The organism is Gordonia sp. NPDC003424 (genome assembly GCF_053588655.1).
On the sequence record NZ_JBSFQJ010000021.1, the window covers coordinates 68,281 to 93,486 of the forward strand.

Here is a 25,206-nt window from a genome sequence, read left to right on the forward strand (position 1 = left end):
AGAGCAGGAGAACAACAGATGGACTTCACCCTCACGCCCGAACAGCAACTGCTGCGCGACGGCCTCGCCAAGTTCCTGGACACCCGCTACGACCTCAACACCAGCCGTGACGTCGCCAAGATCGGCGACGGCTGGCAGCCCGAGATCTGGCGCGCCTTCGCCGACGACCTCGGGGTCATCGGCGCGGTGCTGCCGGAATCGGTCGGCGGCGCCGACGGCGGACCCGAAGAACTCATGGTGGTCACCGAGGCGCTCGGACACGCGCTGGTCGTCGAACCGTTCGTCGACACCGTCGTCCTGGGTGCGCGACTCCTTGCGCGATTCGACGACAAGAACGCACTCGCGGTCGCCGAGGCGATCGCCGAAGGCACCGCACTCACCGCGCTGGCCGCTCTCGAGGACACCTCCGGCGGCAACCCGGGCCGGGTGTCGACGACGGCCATGCGCGCCGACGACGGCTGGATCCTCAACGGCGCCAAGGCTGTTGTCACCACCGCTCCGCTCGCCCAGTACCTGCTCGTCAGCGCACGCACGTCGGGTGACGTGGCCGACCGCGACGGGATCTCCCTCTTCCTGGTCGATCTCACCGACGGTGTACCCGACGGCCTGCGCATGGAGCCGGTGCGGACGGTCGACGACCGCCGCGCCGCCGACATCACCATCACCGATCTGCGGCTGCCCGCCGACGGCCTGATCGGCACCGAGGGCGAGGCACTCGATGCTCTCGAGTTGGCGTGGGACGAGGCGACGGCCGCCGTCGTCTCCGAGGCGGTCGGCGCGATGCGCAAGGTCCTCGACGACACCGTCGAGTACAGCAAGCAACGCCAGCAGTTCGGTCAGCCGATCGGTCACTTCCAGGCGCTGCAGCACCGCATGGTGGACATGTTCATCGAACTCGAACAATCCGTTGCCGCACAGTATCTCGCGATCCTGACGCTGGACGCGCCGGCCCCGGAACGCGCCGCGGCGGTGTCGGCGGCGAAGGCGACCATCAGCCGCGCGGCGCGGTTCATCGGGCAGAACGCGGTGCAGCTCCACGGCGGCATGGGCATGACCGAGGAACTCGCGATCGGGCACTACTTCCGGCGCCTCACCGTCATCGAGTACGAGTTCGGTTCCGCCGACGCGCATCTCGCGAGATACGGGGCCCTCACCGCACGCTGATCACGAGCGGCCCTGCTGATCAGGTAAGCCAGGTGATGCTGGCGCCGAGTCCCCTCGCTGATCGGGTAAGGCCCCGAGGCCCCGCGCATCCCCCCGCTGATCGAGTAAGGCCCCGAGGCCCCGCGCATCCCCCCGCTGATCGAGTAAGGCCCCGAGCGAAGCGAGGCGCCGCATCGAGATCACCGGGCAGGAGATCGCAAGCTCGCTCGCTTACTCGATCAACGGGGAGGACCCTTCGGATCAGGCTCCGAGCGCAGCGAGGCGCCGCATCCGGTGGGTCGAGTAAGCGCGGCGACGAAGGAGCCGTGCGCATCGAGACCGAGATCACCTGCCCGAACTCCCAGCGGGGTTCAGGAGTCGGTCCAGACGGGATCCCGCTTGTCGAGGAAGGCCGAAATGCCTTCCTGCGCATCGCAGGTCATCGCGTTGGTGGCCATAGTCTCCTGCATGAGGGTGTACGCGTCGGGTTCGGTGGCGTCGATCTGCCGGTAGAACGCCTCCTTGCCGATCGCCAGCGTCGAGGTGCTCGACTCGGCGATGCGCAGCGCGAGATCGCGGACCGCCGTGGGGAGTTCGTCGTCGTCGACCACGTCGTTGACCAGTCCCCAGTCGGCGGCGGTGGGTGCGTCGATGATGTCGCCGGTGAGCAGCATCTTCATCGCGCGCTTGCGCCCGATCGCCCGGGTGAGCGCGACCATCGGGGTGGAACAGAACAGCCCGATCCGCACGCCCGGAGTGCTGAAGCGCGCCGAGCGCCCGGCGACCGCGAGGTCACAGGTGGCGACGAGCTGGCAGCCCGCGGCGAAGGCCATGCCGGCGACCTCGGCGATCACCGGCTGCCGCACGGCGTGCACCGCCGTCATCAACTCGGTGCAGGCGGCGAACACCGCGCGCTCGTCGTCGAGGGTGCGGTCGACGAGTTCGCGAAGGTCGTGACCGGCCGAGAAGGCCGGCCCGAGCGCGCGGATGACGATCACCCGGACCGCCGAATCGGTCCCGAGTCGCCCGAGCGCGTCGGTGATCGCGGCCATCGTGGGCACCGAGAGCGGATTGCGCCGCTTCGCCTCCACGAGCGTGATCACCCCGAGCGGGGCGTCGACCTCGACCTCAACCGAACCCTGCGACATGACGGTCTCCTCATCGATCCTCGGCGTGCGCGCTACTCGTCTCGGTTGTAGCACGCGGGGCGACCAGCGGTAGCACCACTTCGTCGACGATCGCGGCCATCGCCGCTTCGGACAGCGGCGCCATGCTCATCATCAGATCGTGCCGGAACAGGTCGAAGGCCACCGATCGGACGCGCGGCGTCAGGCGCGCCGGGTCCGCCTCGCCCCGGGCGACCGCACGGTCGAATATCGCGTTCATGTTCGCGGTGGCGCGTTCGCCGAACGCTTCTTCCCGCAGGTCGGCGAATGTTCGCCCGGTCTCCGAGTGGTAGGCGCCGACGATGGCGACGATCAGTGCCGCGGTCTGGCCGCGGTTGTCGTTCGCTCGCCGCAGGATGGCGAGCAGGTCTCCGCGCAGCGACCCCGTGTCGTCCGGTTCACGGTGCGACCTGCGGTTCAGCGCATGTTTTATGGCGGCTCCGGCCAGCTCCTCGCGATCCTTCCACCGTCGGTAGATCACCGGCCGCGATGTCCCCGCCCGCTCGGCGACACCTTCGATGGTGAACCCGGCGTACCCGGACTCGGCCAACTGCGCCCAGGCGGCATCGAGGATCGCCTCCTCGAGTTGGCGGCCGCGACGTCGTCGAGGGCGCGCCACATCAAGACTCATTTGTGTATCTTAACGCCAGAGCGTACGGTTCTGTTAGATACACGACTGTTTCTTGCATGGCAGGGAGACCTCATGACCACACCGAGCAGTCCGTCGGCCGCTCCGCCGATCCCCCGGTCGGCGATCATCACCGCTCTCGTGCTGATCGTCGGCGGCATTGCGGTCATCTTCGACGCGACCATCGTCAGCATCGCCCTGGACACGCTGGCCCGCGAGTTGAACGTGGGCGTGTCCACGATCCAGTGGGTCAGTACCGGTTACCTCCTCGCACTGGGTGTGACCATTCCCGTCGTGGGCTGGGCGCAGGCTCGCTTCGGCGGCAAACGCCTGTGGCTGGCCGGACTGGTGATCTTCATGCTGGCCTCGATCGCCTGTAGTCTGGCGTGGAATGCGCCCAGCCTCATCGCTTTTCGGGTGATCCAAGGCGTCGGCGGCGGCATCCTCATGCCGCTGATGGCAACGCTGGCCATCCAGCAGATGCCCGGCACCGCGAACCTCGGTCGGCTGATGGCGATGGTGAGTCTGCCCGCCGCGCTCGGCCCGATCCTCGGACCGGTCGTCGGCGGCGTCATCCTGAACTGGGGCGACTGGCCCTGGCTCTTCTGGGTCAACGTGCCGTTCTGCGTCATCGGGTTCGCCCTCGCCTGGAAGTTCGTCCCGCCCGACGAGCCCAGCGGACGGGCGCGCCTGGACACCGTCGGCCTGCTGCTCGTCTCGCCCGGCCTGGTCGGCATCCTCTACGGACTCTCCAACGTGCACGGCGACGGCGGCTTCGCCCGCACCGACGTGTGGCTGCCCGTCGTGGCCGGCGCGGTCCTGGTGGCGGCCTTCGTCGGCTGGGCAGCGAGCCGTCCCACCACCGCCCTGGTCGATGTGACCCTACTCAGGCGCCGGTCGGTGGGTTCGTCCTCGGCGGTTCTGTTCCTCTCCGGCGCATCACTGTATGGCTCGATGTTGTTGTTGCCGTTGTTCTTTCAGATCGTGCACGGCACCGACGCGCTCAAGGCCGCGCTACTGCTCATCCCCCAGGGAATCGGGGCGCTGCTCAGCCGCACGCTGGCCGGCACATACACCGACACCATCGGCGCGCGGATCGTCGCGATCTCCGGTTTCGTCATCATGGGCGCCGCGACCATCCCGTTCGCCGTCGCCGATGCGAACACCAGCGACTGGTGGCTGATGGCGGTGCTGCTCGTGCGCGGATTCGGCATGGGCGCGGTGATGATCCCGGTGATGGCGGTCGCCTTCGTCGGCCTGGACCGCGCGGAGATCCCGCACGCGAGCATCATCACCCGGCTGGCCCAGCAGGTGGGCGGCGCGTTCGGCACCGCCTTGCTCGCGGTGATCCTCGAGGCCTCGATGTCCGGCGCCCTGACCCTCGGCGATCGCGCACATGCCTTCGACATCGCGTACTGGTGGGCGGTCGGCTTCACCGTCGTCGCGATCGTCATCTGCATGGCGCTCCCATCACGGCCGGCGGGTGCAGCGGCGGGATGACACCTGCGGCAGGCGATCTCGATGCGCTCGTCGCTATCGCTCCTCGCTTACTCGATCAACGGAAGATGCGCTTCGTCGCTATCGCTCCTCGCTTACCCGATCAACGAACAATCCTCGGCCCTCCCCCGATGATCGAGTAAGACACCGAGCGAAGCGAGGCGCCGCATCGAGATCACCTCCCGGCCAACCGAAGTGGCCTCGATGCGCTCCCTCGCTAGCGCTCGGTCGCTTACTCGACCAACGACGGGTCGGCCCGATAGGAGGCCACAATGTCCGGCACGACCCCTATCCGCTGATCGAGTAAGGCACCGAGCGAAGCGAGGCGCCGCATCGAGATCACCTGCCGACCAACCGAAGTGGCCTCGATGCGCTCCCTCGCTGGCGCTCGGTCGCTTACTCGACCAGCGATGGGGACTGCCCGCTCGACCAGCGACGGGGACTGCCCGCCCGACCAGCGATAAGGCGGCCCGCTCGACCAGCGACGGGGACTGCCCGCCCGACCAGCGATAAGGCGGCTCGCTCAATCAGCGGGGTTGCGCCGAGGCGAGCAACTCGTCGAGGGCGACGGCATCGAGGCCGAGCATCGGTGCGATCCGTCCGATCGGGAACGACGACACCAACATCAGCATCGTGGGATCGAGATCGTCCATACCCAGCGTCGCGGCGACGCGTTTGCGCAGCACCGGACCGACGGTCGGGTCGTCGAGGATCTCACCGAGGGTCGACGACCGACCGAGCGGGCCCGCAGCGGCGTCGCCGGGGGTCTGCACGGTCGTACCGATGCGGATGTCCCGGCTCGAGGCGCCGATCTCGATGCGATACTCACCGGCCTCCACCGCCCAGTCGTCGGTCGACCGATCCCAGTAGGCCAGGTCGCCGCGCGCGATCTCGATGCGGAGGCGTTGCCGCGCACCGGGTTCCAGGTCGGCGACACCGATCCCCTTGAGTTCGCGCGGCGCCCGGGCCACCACCGACGTGTCGAGTCCGACGTAACACTGGGCGATCGCGCGGCCCGCCCTGCCGCCGGTGTTGGCCGCGGTCACCTCCACCACGATCCCGTCGTCGGTATCGGCGACGGTGAGGTCGGTGAACTCGACTGTGGTGTAGGACAATCCGTGGCCGAACGGATAGCGCACCGGCATCTGGCGGGCGTCGTACCACCGGTGGCCGACAAACACCCCTTCGCCGTAGCGGACGTGGAGTTTCTCGCCGGGGAAGTCGAGGAAGGCCGGGCTGTCGGACAGTCGCAGCGGAATCGTCTCGGCCAGGCGCCCCGACGGGTCGCTGTGGCCGTAGAGGATGTCGGCGATCGCGACGCCACCGGCCTGCCCCAGCAGCCAGCCCTCGAGGATGGCCGGCGCGACCTCCACCTCGGTGAGGTCGACGACCCCGCCGTTGGACAGCACCACCACCGTCCGCGGGTTCGCTGCCACGACCTCAGCCAGCAGCGCGAGCTGCGGTGCGGGCAGCCGCCAGTCGGCACGATCGAACCCCTCGGATTCGTCGTCGTCGCCGAGGCCGAGAAAGACCACCGCGACGTCGGCGGCGGTCGCCGTGCGCACCGCCTCGGCGACCAGATCGGGATCGGATTGCGCTGCGCCGACGACGAATCCGGGAGCGAACGTGATCTCCCCCGCGCCGGCGAGCGACCGCATCTCGTCGAGTGCGCAATCGAGCCGGAACGGATTGATACGAGAACTGCCGCCGCCCTGGTAGCGCGGTGTGCGGGCGAACTCGCCGATCACCGCGACCGTGGCCGACTCGCCGAGCGGCAGGACGGGTCCGCCGCCGTCGACGTCCTCGTTCTTGAGCAGTACCGCGCAGCGCCGGGCAACCTCGCGCGCCAGCCGATGATGCGCCTCCCGGTCGTAATCCGCACCCTCCCGACGATTTCCCGCCGCCGCCAGGGCGAGCTCGACGACGCGCTGCGCCGCGGCGTCGAGCACGTCGGTATCGAGCCGGCCCTCGGCGATCGCCGCGCGCACCGCTCCCGGCCCGACATCACCGCTCGACGGCATCTCCAGGTCGACCCCGGCCGCCAGCGCGGCGACCCGATTGTCCACGGCCATCCAGTCGGACATCACGAGTCCGTCGAAACCCCAACGACCACGCAGTGTTTCGGTGAGCAGCCAACGGTTCTCGGTGGCGTAGACGCCGTTGATCTTGTTGTAGGCGGCCATCACGGTCCACGGCTGCTCGGTGCGCACGAGATATTCGAAGGCCCGCAGATAGATCTCGTGCAATGCGCGCTCGTCGACGTCTGCACTGATGCGCAGTCGTTCGTGCTCCTGGTTGTTCACCGCGAAATGCTTGACCGCGGTACCGATCCCGTGGCGTTGCACACCCCGGACGATCGACGCGGCGATCCGTGCGGTCAGATACGGGTCCTCGGACAGATACTCGAAGTTGCGGCCACCGAGCAACGACCGCTTGATGTTGATCCCCGGCCCGAGGATGACCCCCACCGCTTCCGCGAGACATTCGGCACCCAAGGCGTCACCGACCCGTTCGACGAGATCGGAGTCGAACGACGACGCCATCGCCACGGCCGGCGGGAAACACACCGCGGGGACCGAATCGTTGAGTCCCACCGCATCAGCGCTCCCGGTCTGTTTGCGGACGCCGTGCGGGCCGTCGGTCAGCATCAGCGGTTCGACCCCTTCGTTCTCGACGGCCGCGGTGTACCAGAACGAGGCGCCGGTGGTCAGTGCCGCCTTGTCGGCGACGGAGAGCCGACCGACGATCTCGGCTGCGCGGACACGGTGAGCATCGGGTCTGCTGATCTCGGTCATGTCACAAGCCTGCCGCAAAACCGTTCCGGTGTATGCGAACTCGGCGGGAACGGGGATGGTGCCATCGGGCCGGAGGAATCGAAGGCGGTATAGTGACGCCGGCCACACTCTCCCCGAGGAAAGGCACGACGATGACGGCGACCGACGAACGCTCCGAGGACCCGAACATCGAGTACATCCGGACCGATCCCGATCGTCCGCCCGTGGCGATCATCGACCGGTCACCCATGACGACCGGCAAGAAGATCCTCTTCGCGGTGATCGGTGTCATCGGTGCGATCGCATGGGCGATCGTCGCGTTCGTCCGCGGGGAGAACGTCAACGCGGTCTGGTTCGTCCTCGCCGCGGTGTGCACCTACGTGGTCGCGTACCGGTTCTACGCGCGGCTCATCGAGATGAACGTGGTCAAACCCCGTGACGATCACGCGACGCCGGCCGAGATCCTCGACAACGCCCGCGACTACATGCCGACCGACCGGCGGGTGCTCTTCGGGCATCACTTCGCCGCGATCGCCGGCGCCGGACCGCTGGTGGGCCCGGTGCTCGCCGCCCAGATGGGCTACCTGCCGGGCACCATCTGGATCATCATCGGCGCCGTGTTCGCCGGGTGTGTCCAGGACTACCTGGTGCTGGCGATCTCGACGCGCCGGCGCGGCCGGAGCCTCGGCCAGATGGCCCGCGACGAACTCGGCGCGTTCGGCGGCACCGCGGCCATCGTCGCCGTGTTCGTCATCATGATCATCTTGATCGCGGTGCTCGCGCTGGTCGTCGTCAACGCGCTCGCACACAGCCCGTGGGGCGTCTTCTCGATCGCGATGACAATCCCGATCGCGCTGTTCATGGGCGTGTACCTGCGGTACCTGCGACCCGGACGGGTCAGCGAGGTGTCCCTGATCGGCGTCGTGCTGCTGCTGGCGGCCATCGTCGCCGGTCGCTACGTCGGCGAATCCGCCTGGGGCCAGGACTGGTTCAGCCTCTCCCCGGTGTTCCTGAGCTGGGCGCTGATCATCTACGGCATCGCCGCCGCGGTGCTGCCGGTGTGGTTGCTGCTCGCCCCGCGTGACTACCTGTCCACCTTCATGAAGGTCGGCACCATCGCCCTGCTCGCGCTCGGCATCCTGCTGGTCCGCCCGGTGATGCAGGCACCCGCCGTCAGCGACTTCGCCTGGAACGGCAAGGGGCCGGCGTTTGCCGGCGCGTTGTTCCCGTTCCTGTTCATCACCATCGCCTGTGGCGCGCTGTCGGGCTTCCACTCCCTCATCGCGTCGGGCACCACGCCCAAGATGCTGGCGAAAGAAGGGCAGGCGCGGATCATCGGTTACGGCGGCATGCTCACCGAGTCGTTCGTGGCGATCATGGCCCTGGTGACGGCGTGCATCCTCGATCAGCACCTCTACTTCGGCATGAACGCGCCCGCCGCGGTGACCAAGGGCACCGCCGAGGGTGCGGCCGAATACGTGAACGGCCTGGGCCTGCACGGCGACCCGGCCACCGCCGAGAAGTTCGCCGAGGCCGCCCGGGCGGTCGGGGAGGAATCGATCGTCTCCCGCACCGGCGGCGCGCCCACCCTCGCCATGGGCATGGCCGACACCCTGCAGCGCGCCATCGGCGGAGAGTCGTTGCGATCCTTCTGGTATCACTTCGCGATCATGTTCGAGGCGCTGTTCATCCTGACCACCGTCGACGCCGGCACCCGCGTCGCCCGCTTCATGCTCTCCGACGGCATCGGCAACCTCCCCGGCGCACACCGGTTCAAGGACCCGTCGTGGCGTCCCGGCGCCTGGATCTGCACGCTTCTCGTGTGCGCCGGCTGGGGATCGATCCTGCTGATGGGTGTCACCGATCCCCTCGGCGGCATCAACACCCTGTTCCCGCTGTTCGGCATCGCCAACCAGTTGCTGGCCGCCGTCGCGCTGACCGTGGTCACGGTCATCCTGTTCAAACGCGGACAGTTCAAGTGGGCCTGGGTGTCGGGCCTGCCCCTGATCTGGGATCTCATCGTGACCATGACGGCGTCGTGGCAGAAGATCTTCTCCAGCAACCCGGCGATCGGCTACTGGGCGCAGCATCGGGCGTTCGTGAACGCCAAGGACCAGGGCCTGACCACATTCAAGACGGCCAAGTCACCCTCGGAGATCGACGCGGTCATCCGCAACACGTTCATCCAGGGCACGCTCTCGATCGTGTTCGCGGTGCTCGTGCTGATCGTGTTCGTCGTCGGCGCCGCCATCTGCATCCGCGCGCTGCAGCGTGGTGGCCTGCCCACGACCGAGGAAGAGCCGATCGACTCGCATATCTTCGGGCCGGACGGCCTCATCACCACCCCGGCGGAGAAACGGGTGCAGAAGGAGTGGGACGAGTACTACGCCGCGCATCCCGAGGACGCAGCGGTTGCCGCACGGGGCGCACATTGATCCGCACGGTGCGGCGCGGGTGCGCCGCACTCGGCTGGTACGTGGGATCACTGATGGGTGACCGCGACTATGACCGCTACCGCGCTCATCAGGCCGCCCGGCATCCCGGTGAATCATTGATGTCCGAACGGGACTACTGGCGATCCCGTTATGCCGCACAGGATCACAACCCCGGAGCCCGCTGCTGCTGATCTGCCGTCCACCCGTCGGCACGTCCACTAGCGCTTCCGTGCGCCGATCGCACGTCCAAATCGGTGACGGGGACCACAATATTACTGTGTTCTGCGTCACATTTTCGTGATGCACACTAAAGGCTCGCCCGAGGTGCGACACGCCGGGATGCGCAGGGAATTCTCAGCATTCTGCCACCGTTATCACGGCGTTATCCAAACGTCGCCCACCGCATCCATAGCGTGACCAATCCGTTATCAGCTTGTACGGTCTGTCTCGTTCGAAGTTCAGCTGCCCAGCCCGCTACGGGGCGGCGATAGGAGAGACGATGACCATGAGCATGAAGAAGCTCGCCATGCGCGCCGGAATCGTCGGCGCACTGACCGTTGCACCCCTCGCTGCGTTCGCCGGCACCGCCTCGGCGCACAACTGGGACGCCGTCGCCGCATGCGAAAGCGGTGGCAACTGGTCGACCAACACCGGCAACGGCTACTACGGCGGCCTGCAGTTCTCCCAGAGCACCTGGGAGGCCAACGGCGGCAGCGGCAGCGCGGCCAACGCCTCGCGCGAAGAGCAGATCCGCGTCGCGGAGAACGTCCTGGCCACCCAGGGCCCCGGCGCGTGGCCGACCTGCGGCGCGAATCTCTAGATTCGACGCCGGCTGACACAGCCTGCAACGCCGGGCCGACGCACTACTGCGTCGGCCCGGCGTTCGTCGTCTGCGGGGCCGTGCGGGACCCGATCCAGCGCGCGATCATCGGGAACACCAGAACCGTCGTCGCGCCGGCGGCCACCAGCGTCGACGCCAGACCGTCGGACATCAGGTCGGCATCGGTGGCGAACTGCGTCACCGCGACGATGATCGGCAGGCCGGTCGCGGCGTACAGCGCCAGCTGAATCCGTTCCGGCTCCGACGACAGGTTCAGCTCGTGCGACACCAACCGCTCGCTGACCCACACCGGAACACCCCGCGCGAGCACGATCGCGACGACGAACAACAACCACATCAGCGGACGGCTCAGCACCGCGTCGACGTTGATCCCCATGCCCGAGGTCACGAAGAAGATCGGGATGAACACGCCGTAGCCGATCACGTCGAGTGACCGGCCGATCTGCGGATGTTCCGGTCCGATGAGCCGACGCAGGATCAATCCCGCCGCGAACGCGCCGAGCACCACATCGAGATCGAACTCGGTGGCGACGGTCATCAGTGCCAGCAACAGCAGCATGACCACCCGCACCGGCATCTGCGTGGTGCCGCCGGCCATCTGCCCGATGGCCTGCCCCATCCCCGGGATACGGTCCAGCATGCGTTGCGGCACGGCCCAGATGACCACTGCGGCCAGCACGAAGAGAAGCACCACCACGGCCGCGGCCTCAATGCTGCGACTGGTGAGCAGCAGCGACATCGCGAGAATCGGCCCGACCTCGCCGACGGCGCCGTGTGCCATGACCGCGCGCCCGAGCGGCTGACCGAGCACGCCGAGCTGTCGCAGGATCGGGAGCAGCGTGCCCAGCGCGGTGGACGTGACCGCGATCGCCACCGCGACCCGCGACGTGAAGTCGTCCGACCGCGCCGCCAGCGTGATGACCAGCAGGGCGAACGCCAGGCTCGCAAACCACGTCAGCCGCGCGACGCGCCCCGACCGGCCACGGACCAGATCGGGATCGAGTTCGTATCCGGCGAGCAGGAAGAGCATGCCCAGACCGAGTTGGCTGAGGATGTCGACGGAGGCGGGATTGGCCCAGCCCAGCGCGAAGGGACCCAACACCATGCCCAACACGAGCAGTACGACGACGTCGGGCACGAAGCCACGCAACACCCGCGCGACGATCGGAGCGAGCGCCACCGCCACGACGATCCAGAACAACGACACGATCGCCGTCGTCTCCGCAGCCGTGGAGGACTCGGCGAGCAGCACCATGACGGTCATCCTGACACAGCGACTCGGCCGTCCCGCACCGGGTTCGAGTGTGAAATCCTGCGCACGACCCGACCTGACCGACGAGTAGGTGCAAAGGTGAGAAACACGGCAATTCGACACCGTTGGGAGCACCAGATGACCACCGCCGACGGCGAGACCGCCCTCGTCCCCGAGGCCGACGACCTCGACGACCGCATCAGCCTCTCGATGTCCCTGCTGATGACCCCCGATATGGCGAACTTCTCCGGCAACGTCCATGGTGGCACCCTGCTCAAGCTGCTCGACCAGGTCGCCTATGCCTGCGCCAGCCGCTATTCGCGCCAGTATGCGGTGACGCTCTCGGTGGACCGGGTGATCTTCCGCGAGCCGATCCGCGTCGGCGAGATCCTCACCCTGACCGCCTCGGTCAACTACACTGGGCGCACCTCGATGGAGGTCGGCATCCGCGTCGACACCGAGGACGTGCACACCGGCGAGCGACGCCACACCAACAGCTGCTACTTCACGATGGTCGCGACCGGAGACGACGGTCGGCCCCACCCGGTCCCGCAACTGGTGCCCCGCACCAGCACCCAGCTGCGTCGGCAACGAGAGGCCCAGGCCCGCCGGGCGGCCTTGCGCGAGGCGCAGTAGCGCCGCGCGTCAGTCGGTGCCGTGCAGTAACGGGAGTCGCTCGTAGCTGTCCCGGATGTGCTGTTCGGCCAGGCGCGCGGCGGTGTCGGCGTCGCCGTCCTCGATCGCCGCCAGGATGGCGCGATGCTCGACCATCAGCTCGTCGCGTAGCCGCGGCCAGTCCTCGATCTCACGGAATGCGTCAAGGATGCTCGCGCGCAACGCATTCCGGATCGCGACGGTCAGCGCGGTCACCAGGCGATTGCCTCCCGCCTCGGCGATCGCGGCGTGGAACGCGGTGTCGTCGTCGTTGAACTGGGCGCGGTCGGTGTCGTTATCCGCCATCCGCTGCAGGGCGTCCCGGACGCGGTCCAACCGTTCGGGATCGGCGGCCTGCGCGGCGAGCGCGACGCTCGAGCACTCCAGGGTCACCCTCGCCTCGACGATCTCCGCGAACTCGAAGTTCGCGAGCGCGATGTGCAGGCGGAGGAATCGGCTCAGCGCCTCGCCGGGCATCGCGGCGACGAACGTCCCGGCACCGGCCCCGCTGCCGGTCGCCGACCGCAGCACCCCCTGCGCCTCGAGCACCCGCAGCGCCTCGCGCACCGCGGGCCGGCTGACCTGCAGCTTCGCCGCCAGTTCCCGCTCGGGCGGGAGGGCGTCACCCACCCGGAGCGTGCCGGCGAGGATCTGGTCCTCGATGGCGTCGATGACGAGCTCGTAGGTGCGGGCGCGGGCCACCGGCTGCCACCCGCCGTCGACGGACGGCGCCTGGGCGGAGTGCTCAACGGTCATGGTCGACAGCCTTTCAAAGGTGCTCACGTATTGACACGTGACGCCAGTCACCCTACGGTACACCGTGTGGTCAGACCACACGAGGTCTGACCACACACGCCCGGTCATCAGCCCGGCCGGGCCCGCCCAACCCCCCGGTGGTGATTCATGTACGTACCCGATCTCGATCCGGTCGGTAACAGCCTCTTCTGGTCGTCGGTCGTCGCAGTGCTGCCTCTGCTGACCGTGTTCGTGACCCTCGGCATCCTGCGCTGGAAGGCCCACTGGGCCGGACTGTCCGGCCTGCTCGTGGCGCTGGCGATGGCGATCGCCGTCTACCAGATGCCCGTCCACCTCGCCGTCCTGTCCGGGACCGAGGGCTTCGTCTTCGGCATCTTCCCCATCATGTGGATCGTCGTCAACGCGATCTGGCTCTACGAATTGACCGTTGCCAGTGGACGTTTCGAGGATCTGCGACGGGTCATCAACAACGTCTCCGACGACCCGCGGATTCAGGCGATCATCATCGCGTTCTGTTTCGGCGGTCTCCTCGAGGCACTCGCCGGCTTCGGCGCGCCGGTGGCCATCACCGGCGTGATGCTGATGGCCGTCGGGTTCACCGCGATGCGCGCGGCCGCGGTGGTGCTGCTGGCCAACACCGCGCCGGTCGCCTTCGGCGCGATCGCCACCCCGATCATCACCGCCGGCAAGCTGACCGGCATCGACTACCACGACATCGGTGCGGTGATCGGTCACCAGACACCGTTCCTCGCCGCGTTCGTGCCGTGCTTTCTGGTGCTGCTGGCCGACGGGCGTCGCGGTCTGCGCGACGTCTGGCCGATCGCCGTCGTCGTCGGCGTCGTCTTCGGCGTCGCCCAGTGGTTTTCCGCCAACTTCCTGTCCGTCGAGCTGACCGACATCATCGCCTCGCTCGTCGCGCTCGCCGCCGCCGTGATCATGCTGCGGTTCTGGCAGCCCTCGGGCGGTGACGCCGCCCGCGAACGACTACTGACCGAGCGGTCTGCCGAGGTCGACGCGATCGGCGACGACCTCGGCGGCAGCGGTGGCTCCGCGTCGCGACCGGCGTCGGGCGGCACCGCCGTGGCGCAGCGCGCCGAGCCCGACACCACGCCCCTGGGTGCGCAGCGCACGCTGATGGCGCTGTTCCCCTACCTGTTGGTCGTGGTGGTGTTCGCCCTCGCGAAACTGCTGACACCGCTCAAGAATTTCCTCACCGACACCGATACGACCTTCGGCTGGCCCGGACTCGACGGCAACATCGCCAACGCCGCGGGCAAGGTGTCGTCGTCGACGCAGTACACCTTCGGGTGGTTGTCGTCGCCCGGCACGCTGCTGCTGATCTGCGGCGTCATCGTGGCACTGGTCTACCGCATGTCGCTGGGTGAGGCCGCCGCGATCTGGGGCCGCAACGTCTACAAGATGCGCTGGTCCATCCTGACCGTCGCATCGGTCCTCGCGTTGGCCTACGTCATGAACCAGTCCGGGCAGACCATCACGATCGGCACCTGGATCGCCGGTGCCGGAGCGGCTTTCGCGTTCTTCTCCCCCGTCCTGGGCTGGCTCGGCACCGCGGTGACCGGCTCGGACACCAGCGCCAACGCCCTGTTCGCGACCCTGCAGCAGGCCGCCGGTGAGAAGGCCGGCATCGACCCGACGCTGTTGGTCGCGGCCAACACCAGCGGTGGCGTCGTCGGCAAGATGATCAGCCCGCAGAACCTCACCATCGCGGCGACCTCGGTCGGGCTGCTCGGCCGTGAGTCGGAGATCTTCCGCAAGGTGATCCTGTGGAGCATCGGACTGCTCATCGTGCTCTGTCTGCTCGTAGGCCTGCAATCGACGGTGCTCTCGTGGATGATTCCGTCATGAGGGTCGCGCTGTTCGCCACATGCTTCAACGACACCATGTGGCCCAACACCCCGAAGGCCACGGTGCTGCTCCTCGAGCGGCTCGGCGTCGACGTCGAGTTCCCCGTCGAACAGACCTGCTGCGGGCAGATGTTCACCAACACCGGCTACGCCGACGAGGCGATACCCGGGGTCCGCAAGTTCGTCGACGTGTTCGACGGCTACGACGCCGTGGTCGCCCCGAGCGGCTCCTGCGTCGGGTCGATCCGGCACCAGCATCCCGGCATCGCCGACCGGGCCGGCGACCCCGGACTGCGTCGCGCGGTCGACGAGATGACGCCGCGGGTCTACGAACTGTCCGAGTTCCTCGTCGACAAGCTCGGGGTGACCGACGTCGGCGCCTACTTCCCGCACCGCGTCACCTATCACCCGACATGCCACTCGCTGCGGATGCTGCGGGTCGGCGACAAACCGCTGCAGCTGCTGCGCAACGTCCGCGGCATCGATCTGGTGGAGTTGCCCGCGGCCGACCAGTGCTGCGGTTTCGGCGGCACGTTCGCCGTGAAGAACGCCGACGTGTCGGTCGCGATGGGCGGCGACAAGGTGGCCAACGTGAAGGAGACCCGATCCGAAGTGCTTGTGGCCAGCGATAATTCGTGCCTCGCACACATCGGCGGACTGCTGACGCGCGAGCGTGCCGGAATACGCACCATGCATCTCGCGGAGATCCTCGCCTCGACCGACAAGGAGCTCGCATGACCGCGACCGCACAACCGGGCACCCACCCGACCGGCCACCCGCACGTCGGGGTGACCGCCACGTTCGTCGGCATGCCGAAATTCCCGGCCGCCGCCCGCGAGGAACTGGCGAACCCCACCCAGCGCCGAAATCTCGCGCACGCCACCGGAATCATCCGCACCAAGCGGGCGTCGGTGGTCGAGGAGCTCGACAACTGGGAGGAGCTACGGCTGGCCGCCGAGGCCATCAAGAACCGCACGCTGCGTCACCTCGACACGTACCTGGAGGAGTTCGAGGCCAACGCGACCGCGGCCGGGGCGACGGTGCACTGGGCACGCGACGCCGCCGAGGCCAACCGGATCGTCATCGACCTGGTGCGTGCCGAGGGCGCCGACGAGGTGGTCAAGGTCAAGTCGATGGCCACCCAGGAGATCGAGCTCAACGAGGCCCTGGCCGACGCCGGAATCGATGCCTGGGAAACCGATCTGGCCGAACTCATCGTGCAGCTCGGCGACGACTGGCCCAGCCACATCCTGGTCCCCGCCATCCACCGCAACCGCAGCGAGGTGCGCGAGATCTTCCTGCGGCGCATGAAGGAGGTCGGCCGCCCCGCACCGCCAGATCTCACCGACGAACCGAAGAGGCTGGCCGAGGCGGCCCGGCTTCACCTGCGCGAGAAGTTCTTACGCGCCAAGGTCGGCATCAGCGGCGCGAACTTCGCGGTCGCCGACACCGGCAGCCTGGTGGTGGTGGAGTCCGAGGGCAACGGCCGCATGTGCCTGACGCTGCCGGAAACCCTCATCTCGGTGGTCGGTATCGAGAAGGTGCTGCCCACCTGGTCGGACCTCGAGGTGTTCCTGCAGGTGCTGCCGCGCTCGAGTACCGGCGAGCGGGAGAACCCGTACACCTCGATCTGGACCGGAGCCGCAGCCGGTGACGGACCACAGAAGGTGCACATCGTGTTGCTGGACAACAACCGCAGCACCGTACTGAAGGATCAGGTCGGCCGCGCCGCCCTGCGCTGCATCCGCTGCTCGGCGTGCCTCAACGTGTGCCCGGTGTACGAGCGCGCCGGCGGGCACGCCTACGGCTCGGTGTATCCGGGACCGATCGGCGCGATCCTCACCCCGCAGCTGCGGGGCACGGGATCCAAGGTCGACCAGTCGCTGCCCTACGCGTCGAGCCTGTGCGGCGCCTGCTTCGACGTCTGCCCCGTCCGCATCCCGATCCCGGACATCCTGGTGCACTTGCGGACTCGGGTCGTCGACGAGCACCGCGGCGGGGTGCCGACCGCGGAGGCGGCCGCGATGAAGGCCGGCGCCTGGATGTTCGACGATCACCGGCGGTTCGAGAAGGCACAGAAGGCCGCGAAGTTCAGTCACCGGTTCTTCGGCAAACGCACCACCATCGGCGCCCTGCCCTGGCCGCTGGCGGGCTGGGGTTCGGCGCGCGACACTCCGGTCCCGCCCGCCCAGACCTTCCGGGACTGGTGGGAATCCGAACGCGGACAACAGAATCCGAACAAGGGAGATCAGTGATGGGTGCGCGGGAGGAGATCCTTGCGCGGGTGCGTGCGGCGATCGCCGACGTCGAGGATCCGGCGGTCACCGAGACGCCCGTCGACTGGACCTACGGGCAACCGGTGTCCACCGGCGACCTCGGCCTGATCGACCGCTTCGACGAGCGGGTGGCCGACTACCGCGCGGTGGTCGAGCAGGTGCCGGCCGACGGCGTGGGCGCTTCGGTCCGCGCCGCGCTCGACGGCGTGAGAGGCGCAGTGATCGGCGACGACACGGTGCGGGCCCTCGTCGGCGACGACGGGATCGACTGGCTCACCGACGACGGGTTGTCGGCCGCCGACCTGGACGCGGCCGGCGCGGTGGTCACCACCGCCGCGGTGGGGATCGCCAACACCGGCACCATCGTGCTCGATCACGGTGCGGGACAAGGCCGTCGAGCGGTGTCCCTGGTACCCGACCTGCACGTGTGCATCGTGGCCGCCGATCAGGTGGTCAGCGATGTGCCGGAAGCCGTTGCGCGGCTGGTGGAATCGGGTGCGAGCACACACCCGCAGACGTGGATCAGCGGACCGAGCGCCACCAGCGACATCGAACTCGACCGGGTCGAGGGCGTACACGGTCCACGGACCCTGCACGTGATCATCGCGACCGGGTAGTCAGTCCTCCGACGACCCGGTGTCCTCCGGCGACCCGGTGCCCGCGTCCTCCTCGTCGAGGGCGCTGACCGCGATGCCGTAGGGCAGGAAACGCACCTTCCGCTTGGGATCGGTGTTGTGCTTGTTGGCGCGCAGCGCGTCGAGTTCGGTGGCGTAGACCTGCTCGACGCGCGCCCCGCCGTGCTCGCCCACGACGAAGACCGCCCACACGCCGGCCCCGGTCTCGCCGGTCGTCGGCGGCTCCGGTCGCGGACGGCGGCCGGTGTCGAACATCGTCGTGAAGGCGTTCTGCCCGGGCTGCCCGGCGAAGAACTTGCCGACCATGTCCTTCAGCCCCTCGGAGGCCTCGCGCGCGAAGCGGTCGAAGTCCTCGGGATCCATACCGAAGGGATTGTTGTTGTCGGCCATGTGTCCTCCTCGTGAACCGGGTCGCCGCGTCTACGCCGCAGCAGCGTCTACGCCGCAGCAGCATCGGCGCCGCATGGCCTCCAGTGTCCACAGAATCGGACACCTGCGCCACCACCGGGATCGCCGGGGGTCAGGCGAGCCCGGCGTCGTGCATGGTGATGGCCACCTGAACGCGGTTCGTCGCACCGAGTTTGGTGAAGATGTGCGAGATGTGCGCCTTGACCGTGGCGACGCTCATGTACAACTCGGAGGCGATCTCGGCGTTCGACGCGCCTCGCGCGATACACACCGCGACGTCGCGTTCCCGTTCGGTGAGGTGCTCGATGGCGGTCTGCGCGGTGGACCGGCCGGCACCCCCGCCGTCCACGACCTGCTTGATGAGGGCTGCGGTCACCGACGGGCTCACGGCGGGCTGGCCGGCGATGACGTTCTTGATCGCGGCGACGATGCCGTCGGGCGGGGTGTCCTTGAGCAGGAATCCGTCCGCGCCGACGGCGAAGGCGCGCACCACGTAGTCGTCGGCGTCGAAGGTGGTCAGGACGATCACCGCGGGCGGGGACGGCAGCGCCTTGAGCGCGGAGGTCGCGGCGATGCCGTCCATCACGGGCATCCGCAGATCCATCAGGAACAGGTCGACCGGGTCGCTGCGGTGGGCGTCGAGGGCCGCCTGCCCGTCGGCGGCCTCGGCGACGATGTCGAGGTCCGGGTCGCCGCCGAGCATCAGGCGCAGGCCGGAACGCACGAGCGGGTCGTCGTCGACGATCATGATGCGCGCGGTCATACCTGCCACGGTAACCAGACATGCAGCACGAAATGGTCGTCGTCGGTGCGTGTCACCGTGTGTCGCCCGCCGCTGAGGTGGACGCGTTCGGCGAGCCCCACGAGGCCAAACCCGGATCGCGGCGGGTCGACAATGTCGGCCTTCAGGGGCAGCGGGTTCTCCACCCGCAGGTCGATGCCGTGGTCGGGCCCGCCGGTGACACGGACCGTCACCGGGGTGTTCGGTGCGTGCTTGCGGGCGTTGGTGAGCGCCTCCTGGACGCACCGGTAGAGGGTGCGTCCCCGGGCGGGGGCCAGACCGCCCAGGTCGGCGGTGCACGCGTAGTCGATGCGCATCCCGCTGCGCCGGTTCTCGTCGATCAGGCCGTCGAGGTCCGACGCGCCGGCCTGCGGCACCTCCGGTTCCGCGTCGCCGGGGTCCTCCCGCAGCACACCGAGGACCTCGCGCAACTCGGTCAGCGCAAGCCGCGAGGTCTCCTGGATCGTCGCGGCGGTCTCGCGGATCTGTTCGGGCGGCAGATCGTCGCGATACGCGAGCGCGCCCGCGTACATGCTTACCGTCGAAATCCTATGCGCGAGAACATCATGCATCTCACGTGCGATCCGGGCCCGTTCCACCGAGCGGGCTCTGCGCACCTCGGCGTCCTGCTCGGCCTCGGCCAATGCCGCGCGGGCCCGCAGACTCGCGAGAAGCTCCCGCCGCGAACCGATGTAGAGCCCCCACCCGATCATCGTCGCGATCAGCGCAAGCAGCACGCCGTAACGGAACAACAGCGGCGCGTCCGGTTCGGGCACCGTCACGAACTCCTCGGAGATCACCCCGGCGGCGACCGCGAGCACCGCCTGCGGAACGATCTCGCGCCAGCGCCGGCGCGTCGACAGCGACACCATAGCCAACGTGACCGGTCCCATCGCACTCGACGAGAGGATGCTCGCCACGTTGACGAACGTGGCAACCGCGACCGGGTGGGATCGACGCCACCACACGGCGACGAAACTCAGTGCGCCCAGCGTCAGATCGGCCACGAACAGCCACCGCGCCTGCTCCCACTGGATCTGTGCGCGGGCACCCCACAGCACACCCGAGATCAGCAGCATGACCGCCAGCCGCCACGCGTGACCACGCCACGTGAGCGGCGGCTGATAGTCCTCGGGACGCATGTGTCCACCGTATTCGAGGGGGCGGTCCGACGGCCTCGTCCGGTCGGCGACGACCGTCTACGACTTTGGTCGTATCCCAACTCTGGCCTGCGGTCCGATGTGGCCGACCACCTGGCGCGACGACCATGAAAGACATGATCACGGTAGAAAACCTCAGCAAACGATATGGCACCCACCTGGCCGTCGACGACGTGTCGTTCGCGTGCCGGCCGGGCCGGGTGACCGGCTTCCTCGGGCCGAACGGCGCCGGCAAGTCCACCGCCATGCGGGTGATCGTCGGGTTGACCCCGGCGACGGCGGGCACCACGACGGTCCGCGGTGTCCCCTACCGCGACCTGCCGAATCCGGGTGTCGAGGTCGGGGTCCTGCTCGACGCGTCCGCACAGCACGCCGGGCGCACCGGGCGGGAAGTCCTGCGGCTGTCCGCGATGACGATGGGGGTGTCGCGTCGCCGTGTCGACGAGGTCCTCGGTCTCGTCGGACTCGCACCCGAAGAAGCGGATCGCCGCATCGGCAACTACTCGCTGGGCATGCGGCAGCGCCTCGGCATCGCCAACGCCCTGATCGGTGAACCCGCCGTCCTGATCCTCGACGAACCGGCCAACGGTCTGGACCCGGCCGGCATCCACTGGATGCGAACCCTGTTGCGCGACTTCGCCGATCGTGGTGGCACAGTGTTGCTCTCGTCGCACCTGCTGCACGAGATCGAGATCGTCGCCGACGACCTGGTCGTCATCGGTCAGGGCCGCATCGTCGCCCAGGGACCCAAGGAGTCCCTGCTCGCCGGCCACGGCACCCGTGCCCGGTCGCTCGACGACCGGATGCTCGCCGAGGCGCTGGCCGCCGCGGCACATCGGACCGAACCCGTGCCCGACGGCGGACTACTCACCGACGCCTCACCCGAGGAGATCGGACGACTCGCCCTCCGCCTCGGCATCCCGCTGATCGAACTGCGGCCCGACGACGGCTCACAACTCGAAGAGATGTTCCTCCAGCTCACCCAATCCACCCAACGCGAACACGTTGGCGCACAGAAAGTCCTGTCATGACCACCCTCGCCGACCAGACCACCACCGTCAATCATCGCCGCCAGACCACGATTCCGCTGTCGCGACTGGTGACCGTCGAACTCCGCAAACTCGTCGACACCCGCGCCGGCTTCTGGCTGGCCATGGTCGTCGGTATCGGCTGTGTCGTCGTGGTGGTGGCGCAGATCCTCCTCAGGCGCGACGACCTCTCGGCCCTCGGATTCGAGAGCTTCGTGCGGATGATGAACACCCCCACCGGAATGCTGTTGCCGGTCATGGCGGTCCTGCTGGTGACCGCCGAGTGGGGACAACGGACCGCGGCGGCCACCTTCACCCTCGAACCGCGACGCGAGCGTGTCCTGCTCGCCAAGGCGCTGACCGTGGTGATCACCGCGATCGCGGCGGTGGTGGTGGTGCTGACGATCGCCGCGCTCGGCACCGTGCTGGCCGGTCTCCTCTATGCCGATCCGGCCGGTGCGTGGGACTTCTCCACCGCCGGCCTGGTGAACCTGCTCGTCGTCCAGCTCTTCGGACTCTTCCTCGGGTTCGCGTTCGCCGTACTCATCCTCAACACGCCGGGGGCGATCGTCGGGTACTTCGCGGTACCGACCCTGACGGCGCTGGCAACCCAGCTGATCCCGTCCTTCGGCGACCGCATCGGTGAATGGGTGTCGGTCGGTGCGACCAACGCACCGTTCGAGACCACCGACTGGGCGACCGGCGGTGAGTGGGCCCGGCTCCTCGTGTCGGCGGTCATCTGGATCGGCATCCCCCTGACACTCGGCCTGATCCGGGTGTTACGCACCGAGATCAAATAACCACGAACACCCGAAGTGTCCGGTTGCCACCCCTGGCGACCGGACACTTCGTCAGTTGTCCCACCCCGTGTCGAGAGCGCAGGGTGGGCGCCATGACTCTCGGCACGCCCACCACCGACGACGCCACCGCGGCTGCACTGTCCTACGGGGACAAGGTCCTCAAGGTCGAGCCCGGCGGGAACGAACCGATTCCGCTCGAGGCCCGCCACGGCACCCCGCGAGGTCTGTTCTGGACGTGGACGGCCCCCAACCTCGAGTTCGCGACGATCTTCGTCGGGGTGCTGGCCGTCGCGGCGTTCGGGTTGTCGTTCTGGCAGGCGGTCGCGGCGTTCGTCATCGGCAATCTACTGTCGGCCATCGCCCACTTCCTGCTCTCGGCCGAGGGCCCGCTGCACGGTGTGCCACAGATGGTGTTGGGCCGCTTGGCCTTCGGCTATCGCGGCAACGCACTGCCGGCCACGTTCATGGCGGTGATGTGCGGCGTCGGCTGGTTCGCCACCAACAGCGTCAGCGGCGCGTTCGCGCTGTCCACGCTGTTCGGGATGGGACCGCTGGTCGCGTTGATCATCATCGTCGTGGTGCAGACCGCGTTCGCGTTCTTCGGGCACAACCTGGTGCAGACCTTCGAACGCATCTCCGCACCGATCCTCGCGGTGATCTTCCTCATCGGCGCGATCATCATCTTCGGCAAGGCCGACGTGATGGCGCCGGCATCCGGTGGCGGATTCTCGATGGCCGGCTTCCTGCTGACGGTCGGCGCGTCCTTCGGCTACACGGCAGGCTGGACGCCGTACGCCGCCGACTACACCCGCTACCTGCCGCCGACGACGTCGAAACTGCAGACCGGGCTGTTCGCGTCGTCCGGCCTGTTCGTGTCGTGCACCTTCCTGATGGTGGTCGGCGCCGCGTCGATGACCATCGGCGCACCCGCGTCGGACAACCCGACCGCCGCGTACACCGCGAACTTCCCGTCGGTCATCGCCGACCTCACCCTGCTGGCGATCGCGGTCGGCGCGGTGGCCGCGAATGCGATCAACGTCTATTCCGGCGCAATGGCTTTCGTCACGATGGGTTTCCGGCTGCCGATCGGCATCCAGCGGGCCCTGGTCAGCGTGTTCTTCGGGATCGCCGGGTTCCTGGTCGCCTGGTGGGCGCTCGCCGACGCGGCCGCATCGTATGAGGCGTTCCTGCTGTTGGTGGCGTACTGGATCGGGCCGTGGCTCGGAGTGGTGTTCGCCGATCGGCTGCTGCGCAAGGAACCGCCGACACTCTCGATGCTCTACGACAGCCGGTACACCAACTGGGGCGGGTTCGCGGCGTTCGTGATCGCCCTGGTGGCCTCGGTGCTGCTGTTCTGCAACCAGGAGAAGTTCGTCGGCTATGTCGTGCGGGCCGTCCCGGACCTCGGTGACATCGGCGCGTTCGTCGGATTCGCGATCGCGTTCGTCGCCTACTTACTGCTCGCGCGCAAGACCGTCGCGCAGTCAGTCGCCGCCGACCGCTGAGGATGCACGAAAAGCGTTGACCGCCATCAGTATCGACGTGTAGGTGTCGGGCGCCGCGGGGTCGAACCCGAGCAGCGCACGAATCCGGTCCAGACGCTGGTAGAGGCTCTGGCGTCCGAGGTGCAACACCTGAGCCGACCGGGTCGCGCTGCAGCCGTGCCGCAGGTGCACCTCGAGGGTGTGCACCAGGTCCGTCGACTGCGCCCGGTCGTGGGCGATCAGCGGCGCGATCACGGCGACCAGGTTGTCGCGCACCTCGGCGGGCAGCGCGCGCACCGCGGAGTCGGCGAGCAGTTGTCGTCCGGTGAACACACGACCGCCCGCCGCACCGTCGCGCACCAGTCCCAGGGCAACGGTGAGGTCGTCACCGGCCCGGCCGAGTGCGTCTGCGACGTCGCGGGCCAGCACCGTGCCGGGCCCGGTGCCGGCCGCGGGATATGCGTCACCGACGACCACCGTGACATCACCCGCCGACCCGAAAGCGGCCGCCACCGCACCCACCGGGTCCGCGGCGGTGCCGGGCGGACCGACGATCACGCCGAACACCGTCGCATCGATGACGGCATGCACGACGCCCGCGCCGAGCGTGGTGGCGACACGGTTCAGCGCGGCGGTGGCCATCCGGGTGTCCGGAGACGCGGCCACGACCGCGACGAGCGGCGCGGCGCTCGCAACCGGCACGCCTGCCGCCCCGAACCTGGCGACGAGGTCGGCCCGCCGAATCGGCCGGCCCGCGACGAGGTCCTCGACGAGCCGGACCCCACTCGCCGATCCCCGGTTGTCCGCCCGGGTGAGTGCGGCACCGACGGGTCCGGCGGCCATCCTCAGCAGCCCGGCCGTTTCCTCGGGCGTCATCGCCCCGCCGGAGCCGGCGACGACCCGCGCGACATGCCGGCCCCGGACGACCACCGGTACGTCGGCGGCGGCGGTGTCGACGATCGTCCACGCCGCCCGGTCGTCGTCGGCTCCGTGCGCGGCGATCAACGCGCCGCCCGACCCGACGAGCACGACGGGTGCAAGGACGGTGTCCGAGACATGCCCGAGCATCCGTGCGACCCCACCCACCGAACCGAGCGCATCGTGCAACGCGTCGTCGAGAGCACGCCGTATCCGCAGATCACCGAGCTCGCGCGACACGATCGCGGTGTTGGCGTCGCGGCAGACCTCGATGAACGGCACCACCCGGCGCAACTCGATGATGGGCAACCGACACGCCGACCCTTCGCGGATCATCTCGTCGGGTATCGCGTCGAAGGTGCGCCCGATCTCGACCGCGACACCCGCGACGCCGCGTTCGGCGAGGTCGCGGACGTAGTGGCGGCGGGTGCCCGCGTCGAGTCCGGCGAGGCCCAGTCCGGTGGTGAGCAACAGTTCGCCGCCCGCGAGCAGCGGCCCGATCTCGAAGATCTCACTCGAGTGCACCCAGTTGACGCGCGTCGCCAGACGATCGTGGGCGGTCAGGACACGTGGGTCGGCCGGCGCGAGGTGACGTTCGATCACGTCACGCAAAGAGGGGGCCGGTGCCGTCGAGTGCATCATGACCGTTGACGATATGCACGTCGCGCCGGCGTCGCGAGGCGACGAAATGTCGGTTGTCGATGC

Annotated in this window: 22 protein-coding genes; 13 read left to right on the plus strand and 9 right to left on the minus strand. The window is 68.5% G+C overall.

Going from position 1 to position 25,206, the window contains the following annotated elements:
• Positions 1 to 18 precede the first annotated feature (18 nt).
• Positions 19 to 1,164 carry an acyl-CoA dehydrogenase family protein gene (locus tag ACWDTI_RS23310; RefSeq protein WP_449740501.1) on the plus strand — a complete coding sequence of 382 codons (1,146 nt, stop codon included), beginning with the start codon at positions 19 to 21 and terminating at the stop codon, positions 1,162 to 1,164.
• A gap of 350 nt (positions 1,165 to 1,514) precedes the next feature.
• On the opposite strand, the gene ACWDTI_RS23315 is transcribed toward ACWDTI_RS23310, so the two are convergent.
• Together ACWDTI_RS23315 and ACWDTI_RS23320 are read right to left on the minus strand one after the other, a co-directional pair.
• The gene (locus tag ACWDTI_RS23315; protein WP_449740502.1) at positions 1,515 to 2,291 is read right to left on the minus strand and encodes an enoyl-CoA hydratase; all 777 of its coding nucleotides are present in this window, start codon (positions 2,289 to 2,291) and stop codon (positions 1,515 to 1,517) included.
• Between the two features lie 10 nt (positions 2,292 to 2,301).
• Positions 2,302 to 2,940 carry a TetR/AcrR family transcriptional regulator gene (locus ACWDTI_RS23320; protein WP_449740503.1) on the minus strand — a complete coding sequence of 213 codons (639 nt, stop codon included), beginning with the start codon at positions 2,938 to 2,940 and terminating at the stop codon, positions 2,302 to 2,304.
• Positions 2,941 to 3,012: 72 nt separating this feature from the next.
• Between ACWDTI_RS23320 and ACWDTI_RS23325 the strand changes: the two genes are divergently transcribed.
• Positions 3,013 to 4,437 (plus strand): MDR family MFS transporter, encoded by a 1,425-nt coding sequence (locus ACWDTI_RS23325; RefSeq protein ID WP_449740504.1) that lies wholly within the window; start codon positions 3,013 to 3,015, stop codon positions 4,435 to 4,437.
• 524 nt (positions 4,438 to 4,961) lie between these two features.
• On the opposite strand, the gene ACWDTI_RS23330 is transcribed toward ACWDTI_RS23325, so the two are convergent.
• Entirely contained in the window at positions 4,962 to 7,229 is a 2,268-nt protein-coding gene (locus tag ACWDTI_RS23330; protein ID WP_449740505.1) for a glycoside hydrolase family 3 C-terminal domain-containing protein, read from the minus strand.
• A gap of 131 nt (positions 7,230 to 7,360) precedes the next feature.
• Here ACWDTI_RS23330 and ACWDTI_RS23335 point away from each other — a divergent pair, with 131 nt between their 5' ends.
• The 3 genes from ACWDTI_RS23335 (at position 7,361) to ACWDTI_RS23345 (ending at position 10,463) form a co-directional block, all read left to right on the plus strand.
• Positions 7,361 to 9,643 (plus strand): carbon starvation CstA family protein, encoded by a 2,283-nt coding sequence (locus ACWDTI_RS23335; RefSeq protein ID WP_449740506.1) that lies wholly within the window; start codon positions 7,361 to 7,363, stop codon positions 9,641 to 9,643.
• An 8-nt stretch (positions 9,644 to 9,651) separates the two neighbouring features.
• A complete protein-coding gene (locus tag ACWDTI_RS23340) occupies positions 9,652 to 9,834 on the plus strand; it encodes a YbdD/YjiX family protein (RefSeq protein WP_449740536.1) in 183 nt (60 codons plus the stop codon).
• A gap of 308 nt (positions 9,835 to 10,142) precedes the next feature.
• Positions 10,143 to 10,463 (plus strand): transglycosylase family protein, encoded by a 321-nt coding sequence (locus tag ACWDTI_RS23345; RefSeq protein ID WP_449740507.1) that lies wholly within the window; start codon positions 10,143 to 10,145, stop codon positions 10,461 to 10,463.
• 43 nt (positions 10,464 to 10,506) lie between these two features.
• Here the strand turns inward: ACWDTI_RS23345 and ACWDTI_RS23350 are convergent, their stop codons facing one another.
• A complete protein-coding gene (locus ACWDTI_RS23350) occupies positions 10,507 to 11,739 on the minus strand; it encodes a cation:proton antiporter (protein WP_449740537.1) in 1,233 nt (410 codons plus the stop codon).
• A gap of 135 nt (positions 11,740 to 11,874) precedes the next feature.
• Here ACWDTI_RS23350 and ACWDTI_RS23355 point away from each other — a divergent pair, with 135 nt between their 5' ends.
• Positions 11,875 to 12,372 (plus strand): acyl-CoA thioesterase, encoded by a 498-nt coding sequence (locus ACWDTI_RS23355; RefSeq protein WP_449740508.1) that lies wholly within the window; start codon positions 11,875 to 11,877, stop codon positions 12,370 to 12,372.
• Positions 12,373 to 12,381: 9 nt separating this feature from the next.
• Here the strand turns inward: ACWDTI_RS23355 and ACWDTI_RS23360 are convergent, their stop codons facing one another.
• Positions 12,382 to 13,146: a FadR/GntR family transcriptional regulator gene (locus ACWDTI_RS23360; RefSeq protein WP_449740509.1), complete on the minus strand. Its 765-nt coding sequence runs from the start codon at positions 13,144 to 13,146 to the stop codon at positions 12,382 to 12,384.
• Between the two features lie 147 nt (positions 13,147 to 13,293).
• Between ACWDTI_RS23360 and ACWDTI_RS23365 the strand changes: the two genes are divergently transcribed.
• Genes ACWDTI_RS23365 through ACWDTI_RS23380 form a run of 4 tightly spaced genes read left to right on the plus strand, consistent with a single transcriptional unit; the run spans position 13,294 to position 17,904 of the window.
• The gene (locus ACWDTI_RS23365) at positions 13,294 to 15,012 is read left to right on the plus strand and encodes an L-lactate permease (RefSeq protein WP_449740510.1); all 1,719 of its coding nucleotides are present in this window, start codon (positions 13,294 to 13,296) and stop codon (positions 15,010 to 15,012) included.
• Positions 15,009 to 15,749, plus strand: coding sequence for a (Fe-S)-binding protein (locus ACWDTI_RS23370; RefSeq protein WP_449740538.1), 741 nt, complete (start codon positions 15,009 to 15,011; stop codon positions 15,747 to 15,749). The genes ACWDTI_RS23365 and ACWDTI_RS23370 overlap by 4 nt, the downstream gene beginning before the upstream one ends.
• Complete coding sequence (locus ACWDTI_RS23375; protein ID WP_449740511.1) at positions 15,746 to 17,266, plus strand: LutB/LldF family L-lactate oxidation iron-sulfur protein; 1,521 nt, start codon at positions 15,746 to 15,748, stop codon at positions 17,264 to 17,266. Before ACWDTI_RS23370 ends, ACWDTI_RS23375 begins: the two co-directional genes overlap by 4 nt.
• Positions 17,266 to 17,904: a LutC/YkgG family protein gene (locus tag ACWDTI_RS23380; protein ID WP_449740512.1), complete on the plus strand. Its 639-nt coding sequence runs from the start codon at positions 17,266 to 17,268 to the stop codon at positions 17,902 to 17,904. Before ACWDTI_RS23375 ends, ACWDTI_RS23380 begins: the two co-directional genes overlap by 1 nt.
• Here ACWDTI_RS23380 and ACWDTI_RS23385 read toward each other — a convergent pair whose 3' ends face one another.
• The 3 genes from ACWDTI_RS23385 to ACWDTI_RS23395 all read right to left on the minus strand — a co-directional run bounded on the left by ACWDTI_RS23385 (position 17,905) and on the right by ACWDTI_RS23395 (position 20,253).
• Positions 17,905 to 18,312 carry a hypothetical protein gene (locus tag ACWDTI_RS23385; protein ID WP_449740513.1) on the minus strand — a complete coding sequence of 136 codons (408 nt, stop codon included), beginning with the start codon at positions 18,310 to 18,312 and terminating at the stop codon, positions 17,905 to 17,907.
• 130 nt (positions 18,313 to 18,442) lie between these two features.
• A complete protein-coding gene (locus ACWDTI_RS23390) occupies positions 18,443 to 19,093 on the minus strand; it encodes a response regulator (RefSeq protein ID WP_449740514.1) in 651 nt (216 codons plus the stop codon).
• Positions 19,090 to 20,253 carry a histidine kinase gene (locus tag ACWDTI_RS23395; RefSeq protein WP_449740515.1) on the minus strand — a complete coding sequence of 388 codons (1,164 nt, stop codon included), beginning with the start codon at positions 20,251 to 20,253 and terminating at the stop codon, positions 19,090 to 19,092. The genes ACWDTI_RS23390 and ACWDTI_RS23395 overlap by 4 nt, the downstream gene beginning before the upstream one ends.
• 125 nt (positions 20,254 to 20,378) lie before the next feature.
• On the opposite strand from ACWDTI_RS23395, the gene ACWDTI_RS23400 reads away from it, so the two are divergent.
• The 3 genes from ACWDTI_RS23400 (at position 20,379) to ACWDTI_RS23410 (ending at position 23,604) form a co-directional block, all read left to right on the plus strand.
• Positions 20,379 to 21,302: an ABC transporter ATP-binding protein gene (locus ACWDTI_RS23400; RefSeq protein WP_449740516.1), complete on the plus strand. Its 924-nt coding sequence runs from the start codon at positions 20,379 to 20,381 to the stop codon at positions 21,300 to 21,302.
• On the plus strand, positions 21,299 to 22,099 hold the full coding sequence (locus ACWDTI_RS23405) for an ABC transporter permease (RefSeq protein ID WP_449740517.1): 801 nt from the start codon (positions 21,299 to 21,301) through the stop codon (positions 22,097 to 22,099). Before ACWDTI_RS23400 ends, ACWDTI_RS23405 begins: the two co-directional genes overlap by 4 nt.
• Positions 22,100 to 22,191: 92 nt before the next feature.
• Positions 22,192 to 23,604, plus strand: a complete 1,413-nt coding sequence (locus tag ACWDTI_RS23410; protein WP_449740518.1) for a purine-cytosine permease family protein — start codon at positions 22,192 to 22,194, stop codon at positions 23,602 to 23,604.
• Here ACWDTI_RS23410 and ACWDTI_RS23415 read toward each other — a convergent pair.
• Positions 23,584 to 25,143 carry a PucR family transcriptional regulator gene (locus ACWDTI_RS23415; protein ID WP_449740519.1) on the minus strand — a complete coding sequence of 520 codons (1,560 nt, stop codon included), beginning with the start codon at positions 25,141 to 25,143 and terminating at the stop codon, positions 23,584 to 23,586. The genes ACWDTI_RS23410 and ACWDTI_RS23415 overlap by 21 nt on opposite strands.
• Positions 25,144 to 25,206: the final 63 nt, after the last annotated feature.